This window comes from uncultured Bacteroides sp. (assembly GCF_905207245.1).
GTDB lineage: Bacteria > Bacteroidota > Bacteroidia > Bacteroidales > Bacteroidaceae > Bacteroides.
The window spans coordinates 1-9,169 of record NZ_CAJLKP010000130.1; the positions used below are offsets into that span (position 1 = coordinate 1).

At 44.8% G+C, this 9,169-nt stretch carries 12 protein-coding genes and 1 tRNA gene; 3 read left to right on the forward strand and 10 right to left on the reverse strand.

Features of this window, described 5'->3' with window-relative positions; translation table 11 throughout:
* From QZ135_RS23505 to QZ135_RS23515, 3 genes are all read right to left on the reverse strand, one after another.
* The coding region (locus QZ135_RS23505; protein ID WP_294615357.1) for a sodium ion-translocating decarboxylase subunit beta at nt 1-627 on the reverse strand (627 nt) is incomplete at its 3' end.
* A gap of 7 nt (nt 628-634) precedes the next feature.
* A complete protein-coding gene (locus QZ135_RS23510; RefSeq protein WP_288242761.1) occupies nt 635-1,075 on the reverse strand; it encodes a LapA family protein in 441 nt (146 codons plus the stop codon).
* 101 nt (nt 1,076-1,176) lie between these two features.
* Nucleotides 1,177-1,614 carry a hypothetical protein gene (locus tag QZ135_RS23515; protein ID WP_294615361.1) on the reverse strand — a complete coding sequence of 146 codons (438 nt, stop codon included), beginning with the start codon at nt 1,612-1,614 and terminating at the stop codon, nt 1,177-1,179.
* Nucleotides 1,615-1,772: 158 nt separating this feature from the next.
* Between QZ135_RS23515 and QZ135_RS23520 the strand changes: the two genes are divergently transcribed.
* Entirely contained in the window at nt 1,773-2,270 is a 498-nt protein-coding gene (locus tag QZ135_RS23520; RefSeq protein WP_294615363.1) for a hypothetical protein, read from the forward strand.
* A 25-nt stretch (nt 2,271-2,295) separates the two neighbouring features.
* Nucleotides 2,296-3,954, forward strand: a complete 1,659-nt coding sequence (locus QZ135_RS23525; RefSeq protein ID WP_294615365.1) for a flotillin family protein — start codon at nt 2,296-2,298, stop codon at nt 3,952-3,954.
* Nucleotides 3,955-4,056: 102 nt separating this feature from the next.
* Here QZ135_RS23525 and QZ135_RS23530 read toward each other — a convergent pair whose 3' ends face one another.
* Both QZ135_RS23530 and QZ135_RS23535 read right to left on the reverse strand, forming a co-directional pair.
* Nucleotides 4,057-4,860, reverse strand: a complete 804-nt coding sequence (locus tag QZ135_RS23530) for a LytTR family transcriptional regulator DNA-binding domain-containing protein (protein WP_294615367.1) — start codon at nt 4,858-4,860, stop codon at nt 4,057-4,059.
* 3 nt (nt 4,861-4,863) lie between these two features.
* Entirely contained in the window at nt 4,864-5,652 is a 789-nt protein-coding gene (locus QZ135_RS23535) for a LiaF domain-containing protein (protein WP_294615369.1), read from the reverse strand.
* A gap of 230 nt (nt 5,653-5,882) precedes the next feature.
* Between QZ135_RS23535 and QZ135_RS23540 the strand changes: the two genes are divergently transcribed.
* Nucleotides 5,883-6,245, forward strand: coding sequence for a hypothetical protein (locus QZ135_RS23540; RefSeq protein ID WP_294615371.1), 363 nt, complete (start codon nt 5,883-5,885; stop codon nt 6,243-6,245).
* A gap of 76 nt (nt 6,246-6,321) precedes the next feature.
* Here QZ135_RS23540 and QZ135_RS23545 read toward each other — a convergent pair.
* The 5 genes from QZ135_RS23545 to QZ135_RS23565 form a co-directional block, all read right to left on the reverse strand.
* A tRNA-Ile gene (locus tag QZ135_RS23545) sits at nt 6,322-6,395 on the reverse strand.
* 95 nt (nt 6,396-6,490) lie between these two features.
* A complete protein-coding gene (locus tag QZ135_RS23550) occupies nt 6,491-6,802 on the reverse strand; it encodes a DUF4491 family protein (RefSeq protein WP_025830549.1) in 312 nt (103 codons plus the stop codon).
* Between the two features lie 10 nt (nt 6,803-6,812).
* Complete coding sequence (locus QZ135_RS23555; RefSeq protein WP_009130276.1) at nt 6,813-7,277, reverse strand: Lrp/AsnC ligand binding domain-containing protein; 465 nt, start codon at nt 7,275-7,277, stop codon at nt 6,813-6,815.
* 190 nt (nt 7,278-7,467) lie between these two features.
* Nucleotides 7,468-8,325 (reverse strand): FKBP-type peptidyl-prolyl cis-trans isomerase, encoded by an 858-nt coding sequence (locus QZ135_RS23560; RefSeq protein WP_294615374.1) that lies wholly within the window; start codon nt 8,323-8,325, stop codon nt 7,468-7,470.
* 21 nt (nt 8,326-8,346) lie between these two features.
* The gene (locus QZ135_RS23565) at nt 8,347-8,943 is read right to left on the reverse strand and encodes an FKBP-type peptidyl-prolyl cis-trans isomerase (protein ID WP_294615376.1); all 597 of its coding nucleotides are present in this window, start codon (nt 8,941-8,943) and stop codon (nt 8,347-8,349) included.
* Nucleotides 8,944-9,169 lie beyond the last annotated feature (226 nt).

The following is a 9,169-nucleotide window of genomic DNA, read 5'->3' on the forward strand; positions in this document are numbered from 1 at the left end:
CAGATACGGGTAGCCGCCATACGTCAATCCCAGATACAAATAAGCCACCACCGTGATGGGCACAAACAAGTGCTTGGCCAGCGCCAGCGACGTGAACAGAACCATAGGTCCGTCTGCACCTCCCACCATTGCCACGGAAGCACTTTCTTTCAATGTCAGTCCAAGAGCCGAAGCAATGGGCACTGTCAGGAAAGTACCCAACTCTGCACACAGTGCGAGGAAGAGGCTGACGAAAGGTTTCTGCAACAAAAATCCTACGTCCAGCAGCGTACCTATACCCATAAACACAAAACATGCTATCAACCCGTTGCTAAACGTCAGCGTATAGACGGGTTGCAGAAAGTCTATCTGCATCGTGTTCATCAGGTCGTCCGTGTCCGAGAGCATCGGGTCGAGGAAGAGGTTGCCCAGCGTACCGTCCGGCATTAGTAATGTTCCGCAGTTGATGGCAACCATGCCCAGCCCCATCGGTATCATTACCATCGGTTCGAGTATGCCTTTCCATCCCAAGTATATCAGCAGAAGTCCCAAAGCCACTAAAAACATACGGGTTGACGCAAGCAGCCAACCACTTTCCATCATTGTTCCAAATCCCTGGAACAGGGTTGCGAAATCTATATTTTCCATAATATCCTTATTTTGACTTACCGGTAGATTTATTAGACTGTTTCTTATTCTTGTTTTGATAGATGATTTCTTCCTGTTCGCGCAGATACATCATGTGTGTGTCTTCGGGATAATAATAATCCATCAGGTTGCCTTGGGACACTCCGGTGCTCACACCATGATAGTATCCGCGATAGTCGGTGAGTTCTCGGTTGATGCCCCGGCTGAACTCTTCGCGCTTATCGCTGTATAGGCTGTTTTCTTCCAGGGGGATGTCCCGTATCATGAGTTCCACTTTCTGGCGTAGTTTGCGCAAGCGGCGCAGGCGGTCCAGCTCTTTCTGGTGCGAACTGTAAAAGTCGAATGTATCGGCAGCAACGGCAATCATCTTGATGACGAACGCTACAAAGAAGCCGATTACGAAGGTGAGCCCCATCATTTCGAGGGTAGCTACTAATAAATCGAACATAATTATTGCATTAAGTTTAGAAGTGAATAAACAATAGACTGACCCGAGACATGTAACGGCACATCTCCGGTGAAAAGATTGATAGTACGTGGTGTGGTGGTCTAAATCAGTATACGCTTCAACGCATAGACGTAGTATCCGTAATGATAGCGGATGGCGCTGGGAGTGAAAAACAGGTTGAGACTCTGTTCCACCGTCAGGTGCACGGGGAACAAATGCTGTATCTGTCCGGTTGGCGGATAGACTTTAAGTTTCAATAGCTTTGAAGGGGCATTGGCCTGATTGTATGGGCTTTCCGTAAAAAGGATACCGCTGATTTTGCGTTCATTGTTTTCGTCGCTGAGAAGCGGACGGTGGGCAATGGATGAAAGGTTGTTCGGTGAAGCAGAAAAGGAACATTCCGCTTTTGCGGACTTGATAGAAACCTCTGCCGGGCTTCCGGTGGTTATCCGAAAATCCGTTTGTTCCTCATGCAGGATTGTCAGCAATCCTAAGAAAAGGCACATGAACAGGAGTATGTAGTGCAGATGCTTCATCATAGCGGCTGTAAACGTAACAAATAATCGGGTGCAATGTTGCATTCTCTTCAAGAAAATTTTGTTAAATAAGAAACTGTTTCTTTGTGCATGTCCTGCAAATGTGTATATTTGGAATAATATATCTAAATATATCGTAAGACGCACTAACCCAAATTCCTATGAGTACTAATATATTCCTGATTATCGCCCTTGTCACAACTGGTATTTTTGTGATACAGTTTGTCCTCTCAATCTTCTTTGGAGACCTTGATGCGGATGTGGATGTCGACACCGACATTAGCAGTGTGGTATCCTTCAAAGGACTCACTCATTTCGGTATCGGCTTCGGCTGGTATATGTATCTGATTGGAAATTCTGACATTCAGAGTTATGCCCTCGGTCTTCTGATTGGTCTGTTTTTCGTTTTTGCGGTATGGTTTCTCTATAAGAAAGCCTATCAGTTGCAGCAGGTCAACAAGACGGAAAAGACGGAACACCTCGTGGGGCGCGAATGTACCATCTACTTCGGACAGGGAGACGGCAGGTATACTGTGCAGATAAGTCGTGACGGTGCCATGCGCGAGGTGGACGTGGTGTCCGAAGCCGGCAAGACTTATCAGACAGGTGACAGAACCATTATCTCCACTTATAAGGACGGAACATTGTATATCCAATAAACAAAACTCAAAAACATATAGATTTATGACACAAGAAATGATGATTATGGCTGGCGTAATCGTGGCGGTTATTTTGCTTACCTTTGTTGGTATCCTCTCCCGCTATCGTAAGTGTAAGAGTGACGAAGTACTGGTGGTATACGGTAAGACGGGAGGCGAAAAGAAGTCTGCCAAGTTGTATCATGGTGGTGCTGCCTTCGTGTGGCCCATCATTCAAGGATATGAATTCCTGTCGATGAAGCCCATGCAGATAGACTGTAAGTTGACCGGCGCCCTGTCGGCCCAAAACATCCGTGTGGACGTGCCGACTACTATCACGGTTGCCATCAGCACCGATGCCGACGTTATGCAGAACGCTGCCGAACGTATGCTGGGATTGACGATAGACGACAAACAGAACTTGATTACGGATGTTGTGTACGGTCAGATGCGTCTGGTTATAGCCGATATGACGATTGAAGAACTAAACTCCGACCGCGATAAGTTCCTTTCCAAAGTGAAGGACAACATTGATACGGAACTTCGCAAATTCGGTTTGTATCTGATGAATATCAATATCAGTGATATTCGTGATGCTGCCAACTATATTGTCAATCTGGGTAAAGAAGCCGAAAGTAAGGCGCTGAATGAAGCTCAGGCAAACATTGAAGAACAGGAAAAACTGGGTGCCATCAAGATTGCTACTCAGATTAAGGAACGTGAAACAAAAGTTGCCGAAACGCGCAAAGACCAGGATATAGCTATTGCCGAAACGAAGAAGTTGCAGGAGATTTCGGTGGCTAATGCCGATAAGGATAGAATTTCGCAAGTGGCTGTGGCTAATGCGGAAAAAGAATCGCAAGTGGCAAAGGCTGAGGCTGAGAAGAATATCAGAATAGAGCAAGCCAACACGGAGAAGGAAAGCCGCATCGCTGAATTGAACTCCGACATGGAAATCAAGCAGGCGGAAGCCGGAAAGAAAGCTGCCATCGGACGAAACGAGGCTCAGAAAGCAGTTGCGAAGTCTGATGCCGAACTGGCTGTGACACGCGCTGATGCCGATAAGCAATCCGGTGAAGCTAAAGCACGTTCGGAAGCTGCCGTACAGACAGCACGCGAAGTTGCACAAAAGGAAGTGGAAGAGGCTAAAGCCCGTAAGGTGGAGTCTTCTTTGAAAGCGGAAAAGATTGTGCCTGCCGAGGTGGCCAAACAAGAAGCCATTCTTCAGGCGGATGCTGTTGCGGAAAAGGTGATTCGTGAAGCTGAAGCACGCGCAAAGGCAACTCTTGCACAAGCCGAAGCCGAAGCACGGGCCATTCAGATGAAACTGGAAGCTGAGGCTGAAGGTAAGAAGAAATCGTTGCTTGCAGAGGCGGAGGGTTTCGAGGCAATGGTGCGTGCGGCAGAATCTAACCCGGCCATCGCCATCCAGTATAAGATGGTAGACCAATGGAAGGAAATTGCCGGTGAACAGGTGAAGGCTTTCGAACACATGAATTTAGGAAACATCACAGTCTTCGACGGTGGAAACGGAAGTACAAGCAACTTCCTGAGTTCATTGGTGAAGACGGTAGCTCCGAGCCTTGGTGTATTGGATAAATTGCCTATCGGTGAGACGGTAAAGGGAATTATCCATCCGGAAGGGAAGGAAGACAAACCGGAAGCTAAGAAGGAAGAGCCTAAGAAGGACGAAAAGAAGAAATAATTCTGATTATCCACTGGATGTATCCGTCATTCTGAGCTCAGAATGACGGATACATTTGTGTATGGAGAGTATCTCCCTGGAAGAGGGGAATGGAGATACTTTTTATATTCCTAATCTTTCTTTCAGCAATCTGTATCCCGTCAGACTTACCCGTAGTTTCACTCCATTCTTCAATGATACCTGGTAAGTTTCTTTGCCGAACAACTCAACCCGTGATATCTGCGTGACGTTTACAATCGTAGAACGATGAATGCGTACAAAATTATCAGCAGGCAGATGGGCTTCAAGGTATTTCATAGTTTGTTCTTTGATGTACTCTCCGGATGGGGTGACCAGAGTGGTATAATCTCCGCACGCCTGAATGTATAACAATTCATCTACTTTGATGATGTGTATCCGTGAGCCGTCTTTTACTGTGATGCGGTCAATTATTTCTTCTTGCTGTTCCGGTTCTGCCACTGGTTCTTGTGGTATAATGAATTCCTCCTTTTGTATCATTGAATCTTTCACTACCAGCAGGTGATACCACAGTATGACGGCTATCCACATCGGTATGCCGAAAAGAAGCCGGAAAGGCAGGGTAGAAGCAAAAGAAATATAAGGTATTCCCGCTATCCTCACCATAATGTCGCAAATCATGAAGCTGCCTGCAACCCAGAGTAATATTCCTGCCACAATCGTGATGAGCTTGGTTTGGAGCATAGATACATAGCCCACTACAAACCAGGCCAGGTATGTCAATGCTGCAAGCCATCCGATTGTTGTGATTCCGTCTATGATAGCCGGTAGCCAGTCCGCTCCGGCATATCCCCACGACAAAGTCGCCTGGATGATTGCCAGAACCAATGCCAGCATAAGCACCGGAAGCCAACGGTAAGGATAATCTATTATTGGATGTGCTTTCATAAGTTAGTCTTTAATCTCTAATCCACCGAAAGAAATATTTCCGCGGATTATTAATGTACTTTCTTTGTTTATATTCGCTCCCTGCCAACGTTTATCTTCGCATCCACCGGCAAAAGCATTACATTGAGGTATAACGTTCCAGTCTGAAGGAATGTACAACTCTATTCCACTACAGGTGCAGTCGACATCGATATAAGTTTCGCCCGGTGCAAGATGTGTGTGGCGCAGATCGATGACAGTTCCCCCGAATGAGGCCCGGATGCTGGCTCCTTTGAACAATTCATCCAGTACGACATGTCGTACAGAACCAAAAGCATTGTCGGAACGCAGGTAGCCGTTTTCCGATTCGCATTGTTGCTCATTGTTTTCCATATTCATGTGCATATGTCCACCTCTTCCTTTAGTCCAGTCCCGGTAATGGCCGTTCATATGGCTTTTTATCCAGCGTTCCCTGTGGCGAGCCTTTACAAAGAACAGGATACCTGCTATAATCAGTGCAACAGGCCAGACGAAGGTTTGTGAGTTTTCCGGTAACCATGATAATCCTCCAATCAGGAAGTAGGCTCCTATCAGTGTAAGGATAAGCCCACTTATATAATGGCGGTGCGTCATCGTATAAATACCTAATATAATAAGAAGACTATGCCAAGATACCACTACACTGAATAAATCATATGTAATCCAACCCACGTTGCGGGCAAACAGTAATATTCCGGAGATGATGAAGAGTGAAGCTATCAGCACTTTGCCTGATAGTCCTGCATGAGACGGGAAGTTTTGTTTCTTTTCCATTGTTTCTATTGTTATTGATTAATATTCCGTTGTTATGGGTTGATGGCTCAAAGGTAAGTGGATTATCTATGCCTGAATAGCTCTCCCGGGCGATTCATGGTAGAAAAGCCGATGAGTACCGGGTATGAATCGGTGAATCCGGAGATAAAAATAAGGCTATTTGCTGAAAAAATGCAATTTACTGCAACCAAAGTTCATCCTTTTGCGTCTAATAAGAAAAAAGAAGAGCTATGAAATTAAATTTTTCCATGGATGAAATCCGTATTAAAGTAGAAGAGTATATAAAGAAAGGTGGCCGTGCCGCCGGTCGTCCCGTACTGACAGCCTATTATGTGATGACTGCCGATACGACTCCCGAAAGTGAACGAACCAATATCATGATTGCTTTGGTAGCGATTGTGTTTCCTACCAGCATAGAAGATATTCTGGGACAACTCTTCATGGTAGGAAAGGGCGTTGCTGCCGTTTATGCCTATAAAAAGGTAAAGAAGTATATCACGCCTCAGATAAAAGATAAAGTGGAGGCTAAGCTGGACGAGTGGTTCCATGATAATGTGACGGAGGTGGAGCCGATTTATCTGGAGTCTAAATGAGTGCTACAGACTCATAATCTGGATACCATATATAAAAAAGGTTGTAACTGATGAAAGTTACAACCTTTTTCTTTTGTGGACCAGCCTGGGCTTGAACCAGGGACCTCCAGATTATGAGTCTGTTGCTCTAACCAACTGAGCTACAAGTCCGGTGTTATCCTCATCGGATAGCGGGCACAAAAATAGTATATTCTGTTGAAATAAGCAAACCTTTCGGGCAAAATATACTGTTCGCTCCTTTATTTTTAAAACTTATATGTGCGTTTAGGGTTCTTCGGGAACCATCCTTTCTTTACGCGGTCCTCTTGTTCGAAGACCTCTTTGATTGTCCAGAACGAAGAAAAAGCAAATACTCCTAAGAGGGAAGCTATCAGGATGTTCTCCACACAAAGCGAGGCGGCAACACCACCGATACCCAGCAAAAGAAAAATCCACCAGCATTTGGTACCCCAATAGTACTCGGCCTTCACCACAACGGGATGAAACAACCCGATGATGAGGAATGTACAAATGCCGATGAATAAGCCTGAAAGATGATATTCATTTAAAAACTCCATAAATTACCTGTTATTTCTCCGGGCAAATAGGAATTTCCTTCTTGATGCTTTGTTCCAGTGAAATCAACGTTTCAGTAGCAGTTACACCCGGAATTTCCTGCATCTTGTTGTTCAGCAAGTCCATCAGGTGCTCGTTGTCACGCGCATATACTTTTGTTAGCATCGTGTAAGGACCTGTGGTGAAGTGGCATTCCACGATTTCCGGTACTTTCTCCATTTCGGCAACCACTGATTTATACATGGAACCTTTCTCTAACTTGATACCCACATACGTGCAGGTTCTGTATCCCAGAGATTTGGGGTTCACATGATAACCGGAACCGACAATTACGCCTAAATCAATCAAACGTTGCACACGTTGATGAATGGCAGCACGTGATACGCCACACTCAGCAGCTACATCTTTGAAAGGAATGCGGGCATTCTGGGAGATTATCTCCAGAATTTGCCGGTCAAGATTGTCTATTTTTTCCATAATATCAATTAGTGTAAGTTCTTGTTTTTATCAAATAGTAAGCAAATATAGGACTTTATTTTAATTTCTCTATATAAAAGGAGGAAAAAATAAGGAATAAGTAAAAAAGAAGCGGACGAAGCAGATGTTTTTGTTTACATCTGTTCGTCCGCCAAGTTCATGCGGTTGAAGGTAAATCTTCAGCCGATAATTATTTCTCGATGCCGAGAAGCTCTACTTCGAAGATCAAAGTTGAGAACGGTTGGATTTTACCACCTGTTTCTCTGCTGCCATAAGCCAGTTCCTGTGGAATATAAAGTTCCCACTTAGAACCTACAGGCATCATTGTGATAGCTTCTGTCCAACCTTTGATTACCTGATTAGCACGGAAAGTAGCCGGTTCCTTAGATTGTTCGAACTCAGTACCGTCAATCAAAGTACCTCTATAGTTAACTTTCACCTTGCTGGTATCAGCAGGTATTTCACCGTTTCCTTTAGTGATGATTTTGTATTGCAGACCGCTCGGAGTGGTTACAATGCCTTCTTTAGTCTTGTTGTCAGCGAGGAATTTCTCACCGGCAGCTTTGTTGTCAGCGTATTTAACGGCCAGTGCTTTCTCTTGAACGGCATTCATGCCTTCACGCACGTAAACATTAGCTGCTTCTTTGGTCATAACATTGCTTTTACCTGTAACGCCTGCAAGGAAACCTGCTAACATGTTTTCACGGCTGATGCTCTGAGTAGAGTCGGTACCATAAACTTGCTGATTGAGAGCTTCCACCCAGTTTTTGCCTACCATCTGGCCAATTTGCAGACCGCTCATGTAAGCAACGTCTTTCTTGCTGAGTTTAGCAGCACCTTCGTTGAAACCTTTGATGAAGTCAGCCATCTGAGTGGTGTCAACACCTTGTTGCATCAGGTACTGTGTCAAACCTTCGGTACGAGCCATACCAAAGGCATAAGATAATGAGTCAACGTCTGTTTTAAGATTCGCTTTCGGGCTTTGTGCAGTACAGGAAGCTAAACCTGCGCCTACTGCGAGAGCCATGATTAATGTTACTTTTTTCATTTTGCTTTTTACTGTTTATTTTTATTTTTGGGATAATATTTCGAGCAATTCCACATCGAATACCAATGTGCTGTGGGGCGGAATCATTTCGCCTGCGCCTTGTGCACCATATGCCAGGTCGGAAGGGATATAGAGTTTCCATTTGGCACCTTCGGGCATCAATTGCAAAGCTTCTACCCAGCCGGGGATTACCTGATTTACACCGAACACGGCAGGTTGTCCGCGCTTGATGGAACTGTCGAACAAGGTTCCGTCAATCAGCGTGCCTTCGTAGTGGCATTTCACCTGGTCGGTGGCTGTCGCATACTTTCCTACGTTGCCTTCGTTGATGACTTCGTATTGCAGGCCGCTGGGCAGGGTGACTACGCCCGGGCGCTTTTTGTTTTCTTCCAGAAAAGCCTTACCTTGTTCAATGGCGGCGGCATTCATTTTTTCTTCCAGTTCGGCGAAGTATTTATTCACTATGTCGCGGGCTTCTGCGTGCGCAATAGCGGTTTTGTTTCCTTCTAATACATCTTTGATAGCTTGTGCAAAGTCATCTACTTCGATGCCTTTAGCGCCCATGCTTAATAAATTCTGACCTATTCCAAGGCCGATAGCGTAGCTAAATTTATCCATATATCTATTGGGTTGAGACTGAAAGTAGTTTATCTTTCAGTCAGTTGCAAAATTACAAGTTGCAAAAGTAAGTGTTTTATTCGAATGATTTGCGCTTTTAAGATTTAAATTTTCTTATATCTGTGGCAACTTCGGCAATCTTCCGTACTTTTGTAGTACTATATCACACTAAAATGATAATTTAGCGCGGAGCGCTAAATTAAGTTACGAGCTACGAGCTACCAGT

Coding starts and splice junctions, on each gene's coding strand:
- QZ135_RS23510 (WP_288242761.1), bottom strand. CDS start 1,075: ATGTTCGATTTATTAGTAGCTACCCTCGAAATGATGGGGCTCACCTTC.
- QZ135_RS23515 (WP_294615361.1), bottom strand. CDS start 1,614: ATGATGAAGCATCTGCACTACATACTCCTGTTCATGTGCCTTTTCTTA.
- QZ135_RS23520 (WP_294615363.1), top strand. CDS start 1,773: ATGAGTACTAATATATTCCTGATTATCGCCCTTGTCACAACTGGTATT.
- QZ135_RS23525 (WP_294615365.1), top strand. CDS start 2,296: ATGACACAAGAAATGATGATTATGGCTGGCGTAATCGTGGCGGTTATT.
- QZ135_RS23530 (WP_294615367.1), bottom strand. CDS start 4,860: ATGAAAGCACATCCAATAATAGATTATCCTTACCGTTGGCTTCCGGTG.
- QZ135_RS23535 (WP_294615369.1), bottom strand. CDS start 5,652: ATGGAAAAGAAACAAAACTTCCCGTCTCATGCAGGACTATCAGGCAAA.
- QZ135_RS23540 (WP_294615371.1), top strand. CDS start 5,883: ATGAAATTAAATTTTTCCATGGATGAAATCCGTATTAAAGTAGAAGAG.
- QZ135_RS23550 (WP_025830549.1), bottom strand. CDS start 6,802: ATGGAGTTTTTAAATGAATATCATCTTTCAGGCTTATTCATCGGCATT.
- QZ135_RS23555 (WP_009130276.1), bottom strand. CDS start 7,277: ATGGAAAAAATAGACAATCTTGACCGGCAAATTCTGGAGATAATCTCC.
- QZ135_RS23560 (WP_294615374.1), bottom strand. CDS start 8,325: ATGAAAAAAGTAACATTAATCATGGCTCTCGCAGTAGGCGCAGGTTTA.
- QZ135_RS23565 (WP_294615376.1), bottom strand. CDS start 8,943: ATGGATAAATTTAGCTACGCTATCGGCCTTGGAATAGGTCAGAATTTA.